Genomic DNA, 17,805 nt, shown 5'->3' on the forward strand with positions numbered 1-17,805 from the left:
CGATGCGGACATTGCAGTTGAATCACGCCATCTCCGGATGGAAGCGGCTGCCGGCCCTCCTGCTTTGCGCAGCCGCCCTGTTGTCCGTTCAATCCCTTCCTGCCAGCGCCCAGCAACCGGACGATCCCGTCGCGACCCGCAAGGGTGCCGCCGACTGGCTCGACCGCGTCCAGCAAGCGGCGCAGCAGCAGAGCTACGAAGGCACGTTCGTCTACCAGCGCGGCGGGTATGTGCAGTCGTCGCGCATCGCGCACGTCGCGTCCCGCGACGGCGAGTTCGAGCGCATCGAGACGCTCGACGGCAAGCCGCGCAAGCTGCTGCGACATAACGACGAGCTGTACACGTTCGTGCCCGAGCGCAAGCTGTGCGTGGTCGAGCGCCGTCAGACGCGCGACTCGTTCCCCGCGCTGCTCGGTGCGAGCGGCGAGCATGTGATGTCCGTCTACGACGCGAAGTTGCTCGGCAAGGACCGCGTGGCAGGGATCGACGCGCAGGTCGTCGAACTCGTGCCGAAGGATGCGTACCGCTTCACGTACAAGCTGTGGGCCGACGCGCGCACGGGGCTGCTGCTGCGCTCGCAGACGCTCGATGCGAACGATCATGTGCTCGAGCAGATCGCGTTCTCGCAACTGCAGACGGGCGGTGCAAGCGGCGACAAGGCCGCGATCGCGGCCGGCATGCGCAACCTGAGCGGCTGGACGGTCGTGCGGCCGCCGGTCGCGACGGTCGACATGGAAGCGCAGGGCTGGCAGCTCGCCCCGAGCGTGGCCGGTTTCCAGAAGATTCGTGAAGTGCGCCGGCCGATGGCCGCGCGCGACGCGGGCGAGCCGCCGATCCCGGTCGATCAGGCCGTCTTCACCGACGGTCTCGCGACGATCTCGGTTTTCATCGAGCCGGCCGAAAAGAATACGCGCAAGGAAGGCGCGGGCAGCACCGGTGCAACGAACGTTCTCGTGAAGCGCCGCGGCGACTACTGGATCACCGTACTCGGAGAAGTGCCGCCGGCTACGTTGCAGCAGTTCGCGTCTGCCATAGAATACAAGGCTTCCAAGTAACGCTACGGCTTCCGACATGATGAAACTCACGCTGCGCAAATGGCTCGCAGCGGCGGCGCTGTCTGCCTGCCTGCCGCTCGTGCCGCATACCGCATTTGCGGTGACGGCTCCCGCTGCCAGTCTGCCCGACTTCGCCGACCTGGTCGAAAAGGTCGGGCCGGCCGTCGTGAACATTCGGACCACCGCCAACGTGCCGACGAGCAGCGGCCCGCGCGGCATGCTCCCGCCGGGCTTCGACAACGGCGACATGTCGGAATTCTTCCGCCGCTTCTTCGGCATTCCGCTGCCGCAGGCGCCGGGCAACGGTAGCGGCAATGGCGGCGGCAATCCGAAGAACGCGCCGACGCCGGACAATCCGCCCGACACCGAGCAGAATCGCGGCGTCGGCTCGGGCTTCATCGTGTCGGCCGACGGCTACGTGATGACCAATGCGCACGTCGTCGACGACGCGGACACCATCTACGTGACGCTGACCGACAAGCGCGAATTCAAGGCGAAGCTGATCGGCGTCGACGATCGCACGGACGTCGCGGTCGTCAAGATCCAGGCGTCGAACCTGCCGGTCGTCGCGATCGGCGATTCGAACAAGGTGCGCGTCGGCGAGTGGGTCGTCGCGATCGGTTCGCCGTTCGGCCTCGACAACACGGTCACGGCCGGCATCGTCAGCTCGAAGAGCCGCAATACGGGCGACTACCTGCCGTTCATCCAGACCGACGTCGCCGTGAACCCCGGCAACTCGGGCGGCCCGCTGATCAACATGCAGGGCGAGGTGATCGGCATCAACTCGCAGATCTACAGCCGTACCGGCGGCTTCATGGGCATCTCGTTCGCGATTCCGATCGACGAGGCGATGCGCGTGGCCGACCAGCTGAAGGCGACGGGCAAGGTCACGCGCGGCCGGATCGCGGTGGCGATCGGCGAGGTGACGAAGGACGTGGCCGATTCGATCGGGTTGCCGAAGGCCGAGGGCGCGCTCGTCAGCAGCGTCGAGCCGGGTGGCCCGGCCGACAAGGCGGGCATCCAGCCGGGCGACATCATCCTGAAGTTCAATGGCCGTTCGGTCGATGCGGCGTCGGATCTGCCGCGCATGGTCGGTGACACGAAGCCCGGTACGAAGGCGACGGTCAGCGTATGGCGCAAGGGTCAGGCACGCGATCTGCCGATCACGATCGCGGAAACGCCGGCCGAAACGACCGCAAAGGCCGAGCAGCGCAAGAATGCGCCGCAGAAGCCGCGCCAGACCAATTCGCTCGGTCTGACGGTCAGCGACCTGACGGCGGAGCAGATGAAGACGCTGAAGCTGAAGAACGGCGTGCAGATCGACGGCGTCGACGGCCCGGCCGCCCGGGCGGGGCTGCAGCGCGGCGACATCGTGCTGCGCGTCGGCGACACCGACATCACGAACGCGAAGCAGTTCGCCGACGTGACCGCGCAGCTCGATCCGCAAAAGGCGGTCGCGGTGCTGGTGCGGCGTGGCGACAACACGCAGTTCGTGCCCGTGCGGCCGCGCCAGAAGTAACGCGCCGATGTTCACGCTCTACGGCCGCGGCTGGTGCCACCTGTGCGACGACCTGCGCGACGCACTGGCGCCGGTGGCGGCCGAATTCGGCATCGCGGTCGAATACGTGGACATCGACACGGATCCGACACTCGTTGCCCGCTACGACGAGGATGTGCCCGTACTGCTGCTGGACGGGGCGGAGGTATGCCGCCACCGGTTCGACGACGCACGGGTGCGCGACGCGCTGGCGGCCCGGCGCCGAGCCTGACCTGCCGCCGACGGGCGTCGTTTCGCACAGGGCTTGGCCCGGCGTTGGAAATACCGCCCGGCAAAGGCCTTTTCGGCTAAAATAAGCTGTTTTTTCACCGACTTACACAAGGCGTGCTCTGCAGTCGTCGAGCGCGCCTTTTTCGCTTGATCGGCACTGAATGGATCATATTCGCAATTTCTCGATCATCGCGCACATCGACCATGGCAAGTCGACGCTCGCGGATCGCATCATCCAGGTATGCGGCGGCCTCGCCGACCGTGAAATGGAAGCGCAGGTGCTCGACTCGATGGACATCGAGCGCGAGCGCGGCATCACGATCAAGGCGCAGACTGCCGCGCTGTCCTATCGCGCGCGCGACGGCAAGGTCTACAACCTGAACCTGATCGACACGCCGGGGCACGTCGACTTCTCGTACGAAGTCAGCCGTTCGCTGTCCGCGTGCGAAGGCGCACTGCTGGTCGTCGATGCGAGCCAGGGCGTCGAGGCGCAAACCGTCGCGAACTGCTATACGGCGATCGAGCTCGGCGTCGAGGTCGTTCCCGTGCTGAACAAGATCGACCTGCCGGCCGCGAACCCCGAGAACGCGATCGAGGAGATCGAGGACGTGATCGGCATCGACGCGACCGACGCGACGCGTTGCAGCGCGAAGACGGGCCTCGGCGTCGAGGACGTGCTCGAGTCGCTGATCGCGAAGGTGCCGCCGCCGAAGGGCGACCCGGCCGCGCCGCTGCAGGCGCTCATCATCGACTCGTGGTTCGACAACTACGTCGGCGTCGTGATGCTGGTGCGCATCGTCAACGGCACGCTGCGCCCGAAGGACAAAATCAAGATGATGGCGACCGGCGCGCAGTACCCGGTCGAGCACGTTGGCGTGTTCACGCCGAAGTCGCGCAATCTCGAATCGCTGTCGGCAGGGCAGGTGGGCTTCATCATCGCCGGCATCAAGGAGCTGACGGCCGCGAAGGTGGGCGACACCGTCACGCACGCAACCAAGGCCGCCGCCGAGCCGCTGCCGGGCTTCAAGGAAGTGAAGCCGCAGGTGTTCGCGGGGCTGTATCCGGTCGAGGCGAACCAGTACGACGCGCTGCGCGAATCGCTCGAGAAGCTGAAGCTGAACGACGCATCGCTGCAGTACGAGCCGGAAGTGTCGCAGGCGCTCGGTTTCGGTTTCCGTTGCGGCTTCCTCGGGCTGCTGCACATGGAAATCGTGCAGGAGCGGCTCGAGCGCGAGTTCGACATGGATCTCATCACGACCGCACCGACGGTCGTCTACGAGGTCGTGCAGAGCGACGGCTCGACGATCATGGTCGAGAACCCGGCGAAGATGCCGGATCCGGGCCGCATCGCCGAAGTCCGCGAGCCGATCGTCACCGTGAACCTGTACATGCCGCAGGACTACGTGGGCTCGGTGATCACGCTGTGCGAGCAGAAGCGCGGCTCGCAGATCAACATGCAGTATCACGGCCGCCAGGTGCAGCTCACGTACGAGATCCCGATGGCCGAGATCGTGCTCGACTTCTTCGATCGCCTGAAGTCGGTGTCGCGCGGCTATGCGTCGATGGACTACGAGTTCAAGGAATACCGTTCGTCGGACGTCGTGAAGGTCGACATGCTGATCAACGGCGACAAGGTCGATGCGCTGTCGATCATCGTGCACCGTTCGCAGTCGCAATATCGCGGCCGTGAAGTAGCGGCAAAGATGCGCGAGATCATTCCGCGCCAGATGTACGACGTGGCGATCCAGGCCGCGATCGGCGCGCACATCGTCGCGCGCGAGAACATCAAGGCGCTGCGCAAGAACGTGCTCGCGAAGTGCTACGGCGGCGACATCTCGCGAAAGAAGAAGCTGCTCGAGAAGCAGAAAGAAGGTAAGAAACGCATGAAGCAGGTGGGTTCGGTCGAGATCCCGCAGGAAGCGTTCCTCGCGATCTTGCGCGTCGAAGACAAATAACAGGACTGATCCTTTTATGAATTTTGCGCTGATTCTTTTTGTGCTCGTCATCTTGACTGGCGTAGCGTGGGTGCTGGACAAACTGGTGTTCCTGCCGAAGCGTCGCAAGGCGGCCGACTCGGCGATCGAGGAGTTCGATCGCCAGCAGTCGCGCATCGACAAGCGCTTCGCGGATGAAAACGCGGCGCAGACGCGTTCGAAGCTGCGCGACGAGAAGCTGCGCCAGCCGTGGTGGCTCGAGTACACGGCGAGCTTCTTCCCGGTGATCCTGGCGGTGTTCGTCGTGCGTTCGTTCGTCGTCGAGCCGTTCAAGATTCCGTCGGGCTCGATGGTGCCGACGCTGCTCGTCGGCGATTTCATCCTCGTCAACAAGTTCGAATACGGGCTGCGCCTGCCGGTCACGAACACGAAGATCACGCAGGGCAGCCCGCTGTCGCGCGGCGACGTCGTCGTGTTCCGTTATCCGAAGGACGAGTCGGTCGACTACATCAAGCGTGTGATCGGCCTGCCGGGCGATACCGTCGCGTACCAGGACAAGCAGCTCACGATCAACGGCCAGCCGGTGCCCGAAACGCCGCTGCCCGATTTCTTCGACGACGAGCGCCAGAATTACGCGAAGCAGTTCGAGGAAACGATCGGCAACAAGAAGAACGCGATCCTCAACAACCCGGCCGTGCCGCCGTTCGTGATGGGCGCATACGACTATCCGTTTCGCGACAACTGCACGTACAACAGCCGCGGCGTGATCTGCAAGGTGCCGCCCGGTCACTACTTCATGATGGGCGACAACCGCGACAACAGTGCGGACAGCCGCTACTGGGGTTTCGTGCCGGACCAGAACATCGTTGGCCGCGCGTTCTTCATCTGGATGAACTTCAGCGACCTGAAGCGCATCGGTTCCTTCAACTGATCGCAATCGACTCACTCGCACTACGCGACGCACGGGCCGCGTCGCGTAGTGCCGAACTACTTTAAGAACCGGCGGTAACACCGCCTCGTCACGCCTTTTCGCGTCCGGCCGTGCCGTTTCGGCCCGACCGGGCGCCCGCGTTATACTCCTGCACATGCCCTCATCCCAGTTGGAAAGCCGGCTGCGCTACGAATTTCGCAATGCGGAATTGTTGCGCCAGGCTTTGACCCATCGCAGTCACAGTGCCACGCACAACGAACGGCTCGAGTTTCTCGGCGATTCCGTTCTGAATTGCGCGGTGGCCGCCCTTTTGTTCCAGCGTTTCGGCAAGCTGGACGAAGGCGATCTGTCGCGCGTACGCGCCAACCTCGTCAAACAGCAGTCGCTGTACGAAATTGCTCAGGCCCTGAATATCTCGGACGGACTGCGGCTCGGCGAGGGCGAGCTGCGCAGCGGCGGGTTCCGCCGCCCGTCGATCCTCGCGGACGCGTTCGAAGCCATCATCGGGGCCGTGTTCCTCGATGGCGGCTTCGAAGCCGCCCAAGGGGTCATCAAGCGCCTCTATATCCCGATTCTCGACCACATCGATCCGCGCACGCTCGGCAAGGACGCGAAGACGCTGCTGCAGGAATACCTGCAGGGGCACAAGATCGCGCTGCCGACCTACACGGTGGTCGCGACGCATGGTGCGGCGCACAATCAGCAATTCGAAGTCGAATGCACGGTGCCGAAGCTCGATGTGAAGGTGTCGGGCTCCGGTGCGAGCCGGCGCGCAGCCGAGCAGGCTGCCGCGAAGAAGGCGCTCGATGAAGTGATGGCGGCCGCGCCGATGCTGGCCGCGAAGCCGAAGCGCTCGAAAAACGCGCGCGGGTCGAAACACGTCGAACCCGAAATCGTGCCGGGCGTGAAGGGCGTGCAGGAAGCGCTCGACCTGCGCTCGCCGGAGCGGAAGGAACGCGCGGCGGCGCGCGAGGCGAGAGCGGCCGGTGCGGCGCCTGCGGCTACCGCTACTTCCGGTACCGAGCCGGCCGCGGCGCCGATGGCCGCGATTCGCGCGGCCCATGTCGATGCGGCGGCGGAAAAGGGCGAACGCGAACGGGCGGCGAAGCCGGCGGCCGACAAGTCTGTCGACAAGCCGGCCGAGCGAGCCGACAAGGCCGCGGAGAAGCCCGCGGAAGCCGTGCCCGCCGCACGCGCTGCCGACAAGCCGGCTGGCCAGGCCGCCGACCCGGCATCGTCGTCCGCCGACAAGTCTTCCGCCGGTACCGACCCCGCTTCGCGTGCGGCTGCGCGCACACGCGACGCCGCGGCACCGGATGCCGAGACGCCGCCGGGCGGCGCGAGCCTCGCCGCCGCGCAGGCGCGCGTGGCCGATGCCGACCACTGAATTGCCCATCGATCGTGCCGCGCGCCGCGCGGCCGTTTCCGAACCTGTCTCCCAAACGATATGAACACTCCCGCTCCTACCGGTTTCCGTTGCGGCATGATCGCGATCGTGGGCCGCCCGAACGTCGGCAAGTCGACGTTGATGAACGCACTCGTCGGCCAGAAGATCAGCATCACGTCGCGCAAGGCGCAGACGACCCGCCACCGCATCACCGGCATCAATACGTTCGACGACGCGCAATTCGTGTTCGTCGACACGCCGGGTTTCCAGACCCGCCACAGCACCGCGCTGAACCGTTCGCTGAACCGCGCGGTCACGTCGACGCTCACGTCGGTCGACGTGATCCTGTTCGTGATCGAGGCCGGCCGCTTCGGCCCCGACGACCAGAAGGTGCTGGACCTGATCCCGCCCGGCATGCCGACGCTGCTGATCGCGAACAAGATCGACCGCGTGAACGACAAGGCGACGCTGTTCCCGTTCATGCAGAAGGTGAGCGAGCTGCGCGAATTCACCGAGCTCGTGCCGCTGTCGGCGCAGAAGCCGGAAGACATCAAGCGCCTGCTGGACACGATCAAGCCGTACCTGCCGGAAGGCGAGCCGATCTACGGCGAGGACGAGCTGACCGACCGCAGCTCGCGTTTCCTCGCAGCCGAAATCCTGCGCGAGAAGGTGTTCCGCTGGACCGGCGACGAACTGCCGTACACGAGCACCGTGCTGATCGACAAGTTCGAGGAGGAAGGGCGCCTGAAGCGCATCTTCGCGACGATCCTCGTCGAGCGCGATTCGCACAAGGCGATGGTGATCGGCAAGAAGGGCGAGAAGCTCAAGCAGATCAGCACCGAGGCGCGGATGGACATGGAGAAGCTGTTCGACGGCCCCGTGTACCTCGAGACCTTCGTGAAGGTGAAGAGCGGCTGGGCCGACAACGAGGCAGGGCTGCGCGCCTATGGGTACGAATGACACGCTGACGTCGACTGAAGACGCGGTGACGGCCGGCGCGAACGACGCGCCGCTGCCGGCACCGCCTGAACCGCCGCGCAAGGCGCGGCGCGCGACGTCACGCACGTCCGATTTCCGTGTCGCCGAGCAACCGGCGTATGTGCTGCACAGTTATCCGTATCGGGAAACGAGCCTGATCATCGACGTGCTGACGCGTGATCATGGCCGGCTCGCGCTCGTCGCGAAGGGCGCGAAGCGTCCGCACTCCGCGCTGCGCGGCGTACTGCAGACCTTCCAGCCGCTGCTGCTGTCCTGGTCCGGCAAATCCGAGGTGCGCACGCTGACGGGCGCCGAGTGGGTAGGCGGGATGCTGCCGCTCGGCGGCGACGGGCTCTTGTGCGGCTTCTACGCGAACGAGCTGCTCGTGAAATTCTGCGCACGCGAGGATCCCCAGCCGCCGCTCTTCAATCATTACGTGCTGACCCTCACGCGCCTTGCGCACGGCGAACCCGCGGTGCAGGTGCTGCGCTCGTTCGAGCGCGTGCTGCTGCGCGAGACCGGCTACGCGATGGCGCTGAACCGCACGGTCGCGCGCCGCGCGGTCGAGCCTGATCGTCGCTACGTGTTCGATCCCGAGCGTGGCGTGCGCAATGCGGACGACGAAGTCCCATCGCACTGGCCGGTCATTTCCGGACAGACGTTGCTCGATATGGAGCAGGACGATTACCATCGAGCCCAGACGGTTGCGCAAAGCAAGACGCTGATGCGCTTCCTGCTGAACACCTACCTCGGCGGTACGCCGCTTGCCACGCGTCAGATCCTGATCGACCTGCAAAACCTATGAGCTTCTTCCTGACCACGCCCACCGCCATCGACCTCGGCGTCAACATCGACCACGTCGCGACGCTGCGCAATGTGCGCGGCACGACCTATCCCGATCCGATCCGCGCGGCGCTCGCCGCCGAAGAAGCCGGTGCGGATGCGATCACGCTGCATCTGCGCGAGGATCGCCGCCACATCGTCGATGCGGATGTGCGCAAGCTGCGTCCGCTGCTGAAGACGCGCATGAACCTCGAATGCGCGGTGACGGCCGAGATGCTCGATATCGCCTGCGAAGTGCGTCCGCACGACGCGTGCCTCGTGCCCGAAAAGCGCGAGGAACTGACGACCGAAGGCGGTCTCGATGTCGCCGGCCACTTCGAGGCCGTGCGTGCGGCATGCAAGCAGCTTGCCGACGTGGGTGTGCGCGTGTCGCTGTTCATCGACCCGGACGAGACGCAGATCCGTGCCGCGCACGAAGCGGGCGCGCCGGTGATCGAGCTGCATACGGGCCGTTACGCCGAAGCGCACGACGAAGCCGAACAGCAGCGCGAATACGAGCGCATCGTCGCGGGCGTTCAGGCCGGCGCGCAGCTCGGCCTGAAGGTCAATGCCGGCCACGGCCTGCACTACACGAACGTGCAGCAGATCGCCGCGATCGACGGCATCGTCGAACTGAACATCGGCCACGCGATCGTCGCGCACGCGATTTTCGCGGGCTGGGACAACGCGGTGCGCGAAATGAAGGCGATCATGGTCGCCGCACGCGTTGCCGCGCTGCATGGCGGCGCGCGCTGAACATGGCATGCCGCCGCACGTCGCGCGTCATGCCTGACCCGGCCCGGCCGGGTCGTACCGGCGCGTACTGACATGGCGATCTACGGTATCGGCACCGACATCGCCCAGGTGAGCCGCATCGCGGCCGTGCTCGAACGCACGGGCGGCCGGTTTGCCGAGAAGGTGCTGGGCCCCGACGAGCTGCGCGTGTTCCATGCGCGCCGTGCCCGCTCCGAGGCGCGCGGCATCGCGTTCCTCGCGACGCGCTTTTCCGCGAAGGAAGCGTTCTCGAAGGCGATCGGGCTCGGCATGCACTGGCCGATGACGTGGCGTGCGCTGCAGACCCTCAACCATCCGAGCGGCGAGCCGTACGTGGTCGCGTCGGGCGAGCTGGCCGACTGGCTGGCGGCCCGCGGCATCACGGCGCGCGTGACGGTCAGCGACGAACGCGACTATGCGGTGTCGTTCGTGGTCGCCGAGACGGACGCGGCGCCTGCACCTGTTTCCCGAACCTCCTCCTGACGGAATTCCCGATTCGATGAAAACGACTCCCGGCCCGGTCATGCTCGACGTCGTCGGCACGGCCCTGTCGCGCGACGATGCGCGGCGCCTCGCGCATCCGAATACCGGCGGCGTGATCCTGTTCTCCCGGCACTTCCAGAACCGCGCGCAACTGACCGCGCTGACCGACTCGATCCGCGCGGTGCGTGAAGACATCCTGATCGCCGTCGATCACGAAGGCGGGCGCGTGCAGCGTTTCCGCACCGACGGCTTCACGGTGCTGCCCGCGATGCGCCGCCTGGGCGAGCTGTGGGATCGCGACGTGCTGCTCGCGACGAAGGTCGCCACGGCCGTCGGCTACATCCTGGCTGCCGAACTGCGTGCATGCGGCATCGACATGAGCTTCACGCCCGTGCTCGACCTCGACTACGGGCACTCGAAAGTGATCGGCGATCGCGCGTTCCATCGTGATCCGCGCGTCGTGACGCTGCTCGCGAAGAGCCTGAACCACGGGCTGTCGCTCGCCGGGATGGCGAACTGCGGCAAGCATTTCCCGGGGCACGGCTTCGCGGAGGCCGACTCACACGTCGCGCTGCCGACCGACGACCGTACGCTCGACGCGATCCTCAAGCAGGACGTCGCACCGTACGACTGGCTCGGTTTGTCGCTGTCCGCGGTGATTCCCGCGCACGTGATCTACACGCAGGTCGACAAGCGGCCGGCCGGTTTCTCGCGCGTGTGGCTGCAGGACATCCTGCGCGGACGGCTCGGCTTCACGGGCGCGATCTTCAGCGACGACCTGTCGATGGAAGCCGCGCGCGAGGGTGGCACGCTCACGCAGGCGGCCGACGCCGCACTCGCGGCCGGTTGCGACATGGTGCTCGTCTGCAACCAGCCGGACGCGGCCGAGGTCGTGCTGAACGGGCTGAAAGCGCGGGCCACGGACGAGTCGGTGCGACGCATCAAGCGGATGCGCGGGCGCGGCAAGGCGCTCAAGTGGGACAAGCTGGTCGCGCAGCCCGAGTATCGGCAGGCGCAGGCGCTGTTGAGCAGCGCACTGGCCTGAGCGGGGAGGGGACGGCGCGACCCGCGCCGTTCCGGTTGCCGAAACAGAAAGCCGCGCAATCGCGCGGCTGTTTTATGCCTGACAGCTGGTGCGAACCCGGCAGCCTCAGGAGCCACGCAGGTTGAAGTCGTGTGCTTTGACGCAACTAACGGTCAAACCCTGCCAGCGCCCTCGAGCACCGCCACCTGCTCAGTTCACCTTCATCCGCTGCAGCTTGTTGTACAGCGTCTTCGGACTGATGCCGAGCAGCGTTGCCGCACGGTGGCGCGTGCCGCCGACGGCGTCGAGCGTCGCACGGATCAGCAGATCCTCGACGTCGGACAGCGGCGTGCCGACCTTGATCTGCACGCTGCTGCCGTTCAGTGCGGCGCCGGCCGAGAAGCTCGGCTCGCCCGCGCGCAGCGTCTCGATGAAATCGCCCGATGCGTCGTACGCGAAGCGCACGCGCTCCTGCAGCTCGCGCACGTTGCCCGGCCATTCGTAGGACAGGCATTCACGGACGAAGCCCGGCGCCGCGCGCTTGTCGGTCGTGCTGCGGCCGGTTGCGCGCGCGTCGCGGTTCAGTTCGTCGATCAGCGCATCCGCGATCGCGAGCGCGTCGCCGTCGCGATCGCGCAGCGGCGGCATCGTGATCGATGCCGCATCGAGGCGCAGCCACAGATCTTCGCGCAGCGTGCCGTTCGCGACCGCTTCGCGTGCCGGGCGTCGCGTGGCCGCGATCAGCCGGAAATCGCTCGTGATCGAACTCGTGCCGCCGATCCGCATGAAGTTCTGCGAATCGAGCGCATGCAGCAGGGCTTCCTGCAGCACGAGCGGCAGTGCGGTGATTTCGTCGAGGAACAGCGTGCCGCCGCCGGCCTGTTCGAACAGGCCCGATTCGCGGCGCTCGGCGCCATCGAACGCACCGCGCTCATGGCCGAACAGCACGCTGTCGAGCGACGCACCGTGCCGGCCGGCCTGGGCGATCGTCCGGCAGTCGAACGACACGAACGGCCCCTTGCGGCGCCGGCTCAGGTCGTGCAGCGTGCGCGCGGCCAGCTTCTTGCCGGTACCGGCTTCGCCCGAGAACAGCACCGCCGTTTCGGTGCGCGCGTTGTGCTCGATCATGTCGTACACGTGCTGCATCGCGTCGCTGCGGCCGACCAGCGCGCCGAAGCGGCCGAGATGGCGCAGCGACGCGCGCAACGACTGCACTTCGTCGATCAGTTCGTACGGACGCGGGATCCGTGCAAGCAGGCTGCGCAGGCGCGGGATGTTGATCGGCTTCAGCAGGTAGTCCCAGATGCCGTGACGCAGCCCCTCGATGGCGCTCTCGACCGTCGCATTGCCGGTCAGCACGATGACGGGCAGCGAGCCGTTCGGCTGTTGCTGCGGCAGGTGCTGGAGCAGGTCGAACCCGCTGCCGTCCGGCAGGTTCAGGTCGACCAGAACGACATCGGGAATCGAGCGGCCGAGCGCCGTGCGCGCTTCCGCGAGCGACGTGGCCGTGTCGACCGAGAAGCCGTCCGCGGCGAGCAGCGCGGTGAGACCGGACAGACTGTTGGGATCGTCTTCGACAATCAGGGCGTGTGGCATGGTGGACGCGAGTCGAGTCAAGAGAGGCGGGCTGTCGGTCATCGTGGCCGCAGCCGCATGTCAGATTAAAAACTGATTTTATGCCCCGCTGAACGCGTAACGAGCAATATTTCTCCGGCGCTATAAAACAGTTACCGATGATACAAATTGAATATCTTTACTGGTGGCTTTTGTGCTTTACATGAGCCTGACTCTCGCCGGTTGTTGGCGCCGGACAAACAAAAAGCGCCCCGAAGGGCGCTTTGTTCGATGCGGGTATCGCTGGCGATTACGCGCGGCTGCGGTATTCGTTCGTACGCGTATCGATTTCGATCTTGTCGCCGGTGTTGCAGAACAGCGGCACTTGCAGTTCGAAGCCCGTTGCGAGCTTCGCGTTCTTCAGCACCTTGCCCGACGACGTGTCACCCTTGACTGCCGGTTCCGTGTAGGTGATCTCGCGAACCAGGACCGTCGGCAGTTCGACCGAGATCGCCTTCTCGTTGTAGAACACGACTTCGCAAGCCATGCCGTCTTCGAGGTAGTTCAGCGCTTCGCCCATCATTTCCGCTTCGACTTCGAACTGGTTGTAGTCGGCGTCCATGAACACGTACATCGGATCGGCGAAGTACGAGTACGTCACTTCCTTGCGGTCGAGCACGACGACGTCGAACTTGTCGTCCGCCTTGTAGACCGCTTCCTGGCCTGCGTTCGTCAGCAGGTTCTTCATCTTCATCTTGACGACGGCGGAGTTGCGGCCCGACTTGTTGTATTCAGCCTTGGCGATGACCCATGCGTCGCTGCCGATCTGCACGACGTTGCCTACGCGGAGTTCCTGTGCGGTTTTCATAAAAAACTGTCCTGATCAAATCAAATAAATAGGTGCCTGAGCGTTGCGCAACGGCTGACGGCGCAAGCGGTGCGTTCCGGTGGACGCCAAAAGCGAGCGCTTGCCTGGTCAGCCGTCGGATAACCGCTTATTTTAACTGAGATTTTGCGTATTCCGCCAGCTTTCCGGCGAGATCGCCGACGGCCGCGAGCGCATCGGCCCAGCGGGCCGCGTTGGCGTCCAGTGCGGCGCGGTGCTGCCAGAAATCGGCCCAGTCGGGTGTGCCGACGCCGTTCCATGCATGCCAGAACCGCTCGAGCGCCGCGCGCGGCGCGGCGGCGAGGCCGGCCGACAGGTGCGCGAGCGCGGCGTCGAGCTTCGGCAGATGGACGTCGTCGGCCTGCGGGTAAATGTGCCACACGAACGGCTTGCGGGCCCACTGCGCCCGGACGAACGAATCCTCGCCGCGCACGAAATTGAGGTCGGCCACCCACAGCAACGGATCGTAGTCTGCCTGGGGGACGAACGCGAGCCCGTGAGCAGCCAGGTTGCCGCTGCGCGCATGCGTGCCCGCGCCGAACGACTCGACCCCAAAAAAACGCGCAACGGCAGGCGATACGCGGCCGGCAGGCACGAGTGCGACGACCGGTGTCGGGCCGTCGCGCCACTGCGCGAGCAGCGTGTCGACGGCCGGATTCTCGTACGCGAACAGGCTGACGACCGTCGTACCGGGGGCCGGCGGCGCGCCGCTGGTCGCGCGCTGCCACCAGGCATCGCGCGCCGCCGCATCGGCTTCGAAGGCCGTGCGGCGCGCATCGAGGTCGTGTTCCTTCAGGACGCCGCCGGTGCCGGCCGACAGGCCGGGGAAGAAAAACGTCTTCAGCAGCGGGTAGCGCGGATGCGGCGACGGCCGCAGATGGAAATCGGCGACCCAGTCCTCGGCGCTCAGGTATTCGAGGTTGATCCACACGGGGCGCCGTTCGCGCCGCGCCATCGCCGCGAGATACGCGCCGGGCAGCTCGCACGCGAACGCTTCGATCACGACATCGGCGATCTCCAGCGCGTCGCCGGCTTCCGCATGCCAGTGCTCGATCACGATCGCGTCGACCGTCTGCCGCCCCGCGTCGGGATCGACCCCGGGCAGCAGGCGTGCGAACGTGCGCAGGTCGTCGACGAACAGGCGAACCTGCCAGCCGTGCTCGTGCGCGAGCTGGCGCGCGACGCGCCAGCAGACGCCGATGTCGCCGAAATTGTCGACCACCGTGCAGAAGAGGTCGCAGGCGATCGGTTCGCCCGGCGCGAGCGGCGCGGCGGGCAGGGGGGCAGCGGTGGTGCGGGGCATCGAAGCGGGCCGGTGAATGCTCTAAACTGGCGATTCTAATAGACCCGTTCCGCGTTACAAGGCGCCCGGATCACGCATGACATCCCCTGAAGCTTCCGATACCCCGTTCGAACCGAAGAAGATCCTTGCGCAGTTGCCGCACATGCCGGGCGTCTATCGCTACTACGACACGGCGGGCGCCGTGCTCTATGTCGGCAAGGCCCGCGACCTGAAGAAGCGCGTATCGAGCTATTTCACGAAGACGCAGCTGTCGCCGCGCATCGCGATGATGGTCACGCGCATCGCGCGCATCGAGACGACCGTCACGCGCTCGGAGGCCGAGGCGCTGCTGCTCGAGAACAACCTGATCAAGGCGCTCGCGCCGCGCTACAACATCCTGTTTCGCGACGACAAGTCGTATCCGTACCTGAAGCTCACCGCGCACCGTTTTCCGCGGATGGCCTACTACCGCGGCTCGGTCGACAAGCAGAACCAGTATTTCGGGCCGTTCCCGAGCGCCTGGGCCGTGCGCGAGAGCATCCAGATCCTGCAGCGCGTGTTCCAGCTGCGCACCTGCGAGGATTCGGTCTTCAACAACCGCACGCGGCCGTGCCTGCTGCACCAGATCGGGCGCTGCACGGCGCCGTGCGTCGGCGCGATCTCCGGCGAGGATTACGCGATCGACGTCTCGAACGCCGCGCGTTTCCTGCTCGGCCGGCAGTCCGAAGTGATGAAGGAGCTCGAGCAGAAGATGCATGCGTTCGCGGCCGAACTGAAATTCGAGCAGGCGGCGGCCGTGCGCAACCAGATGAGCTCGCTCGCGACGGTGCTGCATCAGCAGGCGATCGAGGTCGGCAGCGACAGCGACGTCGACATCCTGGCCGTCGTCGCGCAGGGCGGGCGCGTGTGCGTGAACCTCGCGATGGTGCGCGGCGGCCGGCATCTCGGCGACAAGGCGTATTTCCCGACGCACGTCGAAAGCGCGCTGACGCTCGCCGAGGGCGGGATCGGCGACGAGTCCGAGCTGGCGGAGGCGGCCGATGTGTCCGCCGATGTATTGCCCGACCTCCCCGCGGAAGAACCCGGCCGCACGCGCGGTGACGCAGTGGCGTCGGTCGAGGCCGAAGTGCTCGACGCGTTCATCGCGCAGCACTATCTCGGCAACCGCGTGCCGCCGGTGCTGGTCGTGAGCCATGCGCCCGCGAGCCGCGACCTGCTCGAACTGCTGTCCGAGCAGGCCGGCCACAAGGTGTCGCTGGTGCGGCAGCCGCAGGGGCAGCGGCGTGCGTGGCTGTCGATGGCCGAACAGAATGCGCAGATCGCGCTCATGCGGTTGCTGTCCGAGCAGGGCTCGCAGCAGGCGCGCACGCGTGCGCTCGCGGAGACGCTCAGCTACGAATGCGACGATCTCGCGACGCTGCGGATCGAATGCTTCGACATCAGCCACACGATGGGCGAGGCAACGCAGGCGTCGTGCGTGGTCTACCACCATCACAAGATGCAGTCGGGCGAATACCGTCGCTACAACATCACCGGGATCACGCCGGGCGACGACTACGCGGCGATGCGGCAGGTGCTCACGCGCCGCTACGAGAAGATGGTCGAGCAGGCCGCACAGGCGGCAGCCGCCGACGATGCGGCCGGCATCGACGGCGAGTCGACGCGCCAGGCCGAGGCGTCGAGCCTGCTGCCGAACATCGTGCTGATCGACGGCGGCAAGGGTCAGGTCGAAATCGCGCGCCAGGTGTTCACCGAGCTCGGTCTCGACACGTCGATGCTGGTTGGCGTCGCGAAAGGCGAGGGGCGCAAGGTCGGCCTCGAGACGCTCGTTTTCGCGGACGGCCGCACGCCGCTCGAACTCGGCAAGGAAAGCGCCGCGCTGATGCTCGTCGCGCAGATCCGCGACGAGGCGCACCGCTTCGCGATCACCGGCATGCGTGCCAAGCGGGCGAAGGCGCGCCAGACATCGCGGCTCGAGGAACTCGAGGGCGTCGGCGCGAAGCGCCGGCAGCGGCTGCTCGCGCGGTTCGGCGGATTGCGCGGCGTGGTGGCCGCGAGCGTCGAGGAACTCGCGAGCGTCGAGGGCATCTCGCACGCGCTCGCCGAGCAGATCTACAAGCAGCTTCACTGACGCGGCCGTGCGGCCGGCCGCCTTGCCAGCGTTCTTGTGGCAGGCCGGTCGACACGGCACAATTGCGAATCCTTTACTGTCCCGCATGCCATGCCGTTCAATTTCCCGATTTTCCTGACGTGGGTACGGATCGTGCTGATTCCGCTCGTCGTCGGCGTGTTCTATCTGCCGGACACGGTGATGGGCGGCGCGCACCGCAATCTCGCGGCGGCGGCGATCTTCATTCTTGCGGCGCTGACCGACTGGTTCGACGGCTATCTGGCCCGCAAGTGGAACCAGACGTCGTCGTTCGGTGCATTTCTCGATCCGGTGGCGGACAAGCTGATGGTGACGGCCGCGCTGCTGATCCTCGTGCAGATTTCGCGGGTCGACGCGGCAATCGCACTCGTGATCGTCGGCCGTGAGATCGCGATTTCGGCGCTGCGCGAGTGGATGGCGCAGATCGGCGCGTCGAAGAGCGTCGCGGTGAACCAGCTCGGCAAGTTCAAGACCGCCTGCCAGATGGTCGCGATTCCGATGCTGCTGTTCTACGGGCCGCTGCCGCTCGGCGTCGCGACGATCGACACGCGCGTGTGGGGCGAATGGCTGATGTATCTCGCCGCGGTGCTGACGATCTGGTCGATGCTGTACTACATGAAGCTCGCATGGCCACAGATTCGCGAGCGCGGCGGCGCGTGATGCGTCCGGTCGAGCAGGTTTTTGTAAAAAGGGCTGGAAAAGCCCTTGACACACGAATGTGCCTTCGACATAATCTCGCTTCTCCGCTGCACGACGAAGTAAGTGTGTGACGGGGAAG

The 17,805-nt window shown here is 66.0% G+C and carries 16 protein-coding genes; 13 read left to right on the forward strand and 3 right to left on the reverse strand.

Translation table 11 applies throughout. From position 1 onward, the window contains the following. The first annotated feature begins 2 nt into the window (after positions 1 to 2). The 11 genes from CFB47_RS05875 to nagZ all read left to right on the forward strand — a co-directional run bounded on the left by CFB47_RS05875 (position 3) and on the right by nagZ (position 11,177). Positions 3 to 1,055, forward strand: a complete 1,053-nt coding sequence (locus CFB47_RS05875; RefSeq protein ID WP_089439548.1) for a MucB/RseB C-terminal domain-containing protein — start codon at positions 3 to 5, stop codon at positions 1,053 to 1,055. Positions 1,056 to 1,071: 16 nt separating this feature from the next. Then, a complete protein-coding gene (locus CFB47_RS05880) occupies positions 1,072 to 2,574 on the forward strand; it encodes a DegQ family serine endoprotease (RefSeq protein WP_089460629.1) in 1,503 nt (500 codons plus the stop codon). Between the two features lie 7 nt (positions 2,575 to 2,581). Further along, positions 2,582 to 2,824, forward strand: coding sequence for a glutaredoxin family protein (locus CFB47_RS05885; protein ID WP_089460630.1), 243 nt, complete (start codon positions 2,582 to 2,584; stop codon positions 2,822 to 2,824). A 160-nt stretch (positions 2,825 to 2,984) separates the two neighbouring features. Next, positions 2,985 to 4,778, forward strand: coding sequence for a translation elongation factor 4 (lepA, locus tag CFB47_RS05890; protein WP_089455841.1), 1,794 nt, complete (start codon positions 2,985 to 2,987; stop codon positions 4,776 to 4,778). Positions 4,779 to 4,794: 16 nt separating this feature from the next. Next, complete coding sequence (lepB, locus tag CFB47_RS05895) at positions 4,795 to 5,688, forward strand: signal peptidase I (protein WP_089439551.1); 894 nt, start codon at positions 4,795 to 4,797, stop codon at positions 5,686 to 5,688. A gap of 154 nt (positions 5,689 to 5,842) precedes the next feature. Continuing rightward, positions 5,843 to 7,075, forward strand: coding sequence for a ribonuclease III (gene rnc / locus CFB47_RS05900; protein WP_089460631.1), 1,233 nt, complete (start codon positions 5,843 to 5,845; stop codon positions 7,073 to 7,075). 60 nt (positions 7,076 to 7,135) lie between these two features. Beyond that, positions 7,136 to 8,035, forward strand: coding sequence for a GTPase Era (gene era, locus CFB47_RS05905; protein WP_006476493.1), 900 nt, complete (start codon positions 7,136 to 7,138; stop codon positions 8,033 to 8,035). Beyond that, complete coding sequence (recO, locus tag CFB47_RS05910; protein WP_089460632.1) at positions 8,022 to 8,858, forward strand: DNA repair protein RecO; 837 nt, start codon at positions 8,022 to 8,024, stop codon at positions 8,856 to 8,858. Before era ends, recO begins: the two co-directional genes overlap by 14 nt. Continuing rightward, positions 8,855 to 9,631, forward strand: a complete 777-nt coding sequence (pdxJ, locus tag CFB47_RS05915) for a pyridoxine 5'-phosphate synthase (protein ID WP_046545252.1) — start codon at positions 8,855 to 8,857, stop codon at positions 9,629 to 9,631. The genes recO and pdxJ overlap by 4 nt, the downstream gene beginning before the upstream one ends. A 72-nt stretch (positions 9,632 to 9,703) precedes the next feature. Then, the gene (gene acpS / locus CFB47_RS05920; RefSeq protein ID WP_011351418.1) at positions 9,704 to 10,132 is read left to right on the forward strand and encodes a holo-ACP synthase; all 429 of its coding nucleotides are present in this window, start codon (positions 9,704 to 9,706) and stop codon (positions 10,130 to 10,132) included. A gap of 16 nt (positions 10,133 to 10,148) precedes the next feature. After that, the gene (gene nagZ / locus CFB47_RS05925; RefSeq protein ID WP_089460633.1) at positions 10,149 to 11,177 is read left to right on the forward strand and encodes a beta-N-acetylhexosaminidase; all 1,029 of its coding nucleotides are present in this window, start codon (positions 10,149 to 10,151) and stop codon (positions 11,175 to 11,177) included. A 189-nt stretch (positions 11,178 to 11,366) separates the two neighbouring features. On the opposite strand, the gene CFB47_RS05930 is transcribed toward nagZ, so the two are convergent. The 3 genes from CFB47_RS05930 to earP form a co-directional block, all read right to left on the reverse strand. Beyond that, entirely contained in the window at positions 11,367 to 12,752 is a 1,386-nt protein-coding gene (locus CFB47_RS05930; protein WP_089439554.1) for a sigma-54 dependent transcriptional regulator, read from the reverse strand. A 268-nt stretch (positions 12,753 to 13,020) separates the two neighbouring features. Further along, positions 13,021 to 13,578, reverse strand: coding sequence for an elongation factor P (efp, locus tag CFB47_RS05935; RefSeq protein WP_011351421.1), 558 nt, complete (start codon positions 13,576 to 13,578; stop codon positions 13,021 to 13,023). Between the two features lie 127 nt (positions 13,579 to 13,705). Then, positions 13,706 to 14,899 (reverse strand): elongation factor P maturation arginine rhamnosyltransferase EarP, encoded by a 1,194-nt coding sequence (earP, locus tag CFB47_RS05940; RefSeq protein WP_089460634.1) that lies wholly within the window; start codon positions 14,897 to 14,899, stop codon positions 13,706 to 13,708. Between the two features lie 76 nt (positions 14,900 to 14,975). On the opposite strand from earP, the gene uvrC reads away from it, so the two are divergent. After that, positions 14,976 to 17,009, forward strand: a complete 2,034-nt coding sequence (gene uvrC, locus CFB47_RS05945) for an excinuclease ABC subunit UvrC (protein WP_089460635.1) — start codon at positions 14,976 to 14,978, stop codon at positions 17,007 to 17,009. A gap of 90 nt (positions 17,010 to 17,099) precedes the next feature. Then, the gene (gene pgsA, locus CFB47_RS05950; protein ID WP_011351424.1) at positions 17,100 to 17,687 is read left to right on the forward strand and encodes a CDP-diacylglycerol--glycerol-3-phosphate 3-phosphatidyltransferase; all 588 of its coding nucleotides are present in this window, start codon (positions 17,100 to 17,102) and stop codon (positions 17,685 to 17,687) included. Positions 17,688 to 17,805: the final 118 nt, after the last annotated feature.

Origin of the sequence: Burkholderia sp. AU27893 (genome assembly GCF_002223205.1) — a bacterium.
Taxonomy (GTDB): Bacteria; Pseudomonadota; Gammaproteobacteria; order Burkholderiales; family Burkholderiaceae; genus Burkholderia.

Excerpts from the sequence above, each read along its gene's own strand:
- CFB47_RS05875 (WP_089439548.1), top strand. The coding sequence starts at position 3 with ATGCGGACATTGCAGTTGAATCACGCCATCTCCGGATGGAAGCGGCTG.
- CFB47_RS05880 (WP_089460629.1), top strand. The coding sequence starts at position 1,072 with ATGATGAAACTCACGCTGCGCAAATGGCTCGCAGCGGCGGCGCTGTCT.
- CFB47_RS05885 (WP_089460630.1), top strand. The coding sequence starts at position 2,582 with ATGTTCACGCTCTACGGCCGCGGCTGGTGCCACCTGTGCGACGACCTG.
- lepA (WP_089455841.1), top strand. The coding sequence starts at position 2,985 with ATGGATCATATTCGCAATTTCTCGATCATCGCGCACATCGACCATGGC.
- lepB (WP_089439551.1), top strand. The coding sequence starts at position 4,795 with ATGAATTTTGCGCTGATTCTTTTTGTGCTCGTCATCTTGACTGGCGTA.
- rnc (WP_089460631.1), top strand. The coding sequence starts at position 5,843 with ATGCCCTCATCCCAGTTGGAAAGCCGGCTGCGCTACGAATTTCGCAAT.
- era (WP_006476493.1), top strand. The coding sequence starts at position 7,136 with ATGAACACTCCCGCTCCTACCGGTTTCCGTTGCGGCATGATCGCGATC.
- recO (WP_089460632.1), top strand. The coding sequence starts at position 8,022 with ATGGGTACGAATGACACGCTGACGTCGACTGAAGACGCGGTGACGGCC.
- pdxJ (WP_046545252.1), top strand. The coding sequence starts at position 8,855 with ATGAGCTTCTTCCTGACCACGCCCACCGCCATCGACCTCGGCGTCAAC.
- acpS (WP_011351418.1), top strand. The coding sequence starts at position 9,704 with ATGGCGATCTACGGTATCGGCACCGACATCGCCCAGGTGAGCCGCATC.
- nagZ (WP_089460633.1), top strand. The coding sequence starts at position 10,149 with ATGAAAACGACTCCCGGCCCGGTCATGCTCGACGTCGTCGGCACGGCC.
- CFB47_RS05930 (WP_089439554.1), bottom strand. The coding sequence starts at position 12,752 with ATGCCACACGCCCTGATTGTCGAAGACGATCCCAACAGTCTGTCCGGT.
- efp (WP_011351421.1), bottom strand. The coding sequence starts at position 13,578 with ATGAAAACCGCACAGGAACTCCGCGTAGGCAACGTCGTGCAGATCGGC.
- earP (WP_089460634.1), bottom strand. The coding sequence starts at position 14,899 with ATGCCCCGCACCACCGCTGCCCCCCTGCCCGCCGCGCCGCTCGCGCCG.
- uvrC (WP_089460635.1), top strand. The coding sequence starts at position 14,976 with ATGACATCCCCTGAAGCTTCCGATACCCCGTTCGAACCGAAGAAGATC.
- pgsA (WP_011351424.1), top strand. The coding sequence starts at position 17,100 with ATGCCGTTCAATTTCCCGATTTTCCTGACGTGGGTACGGATCGTGCTG.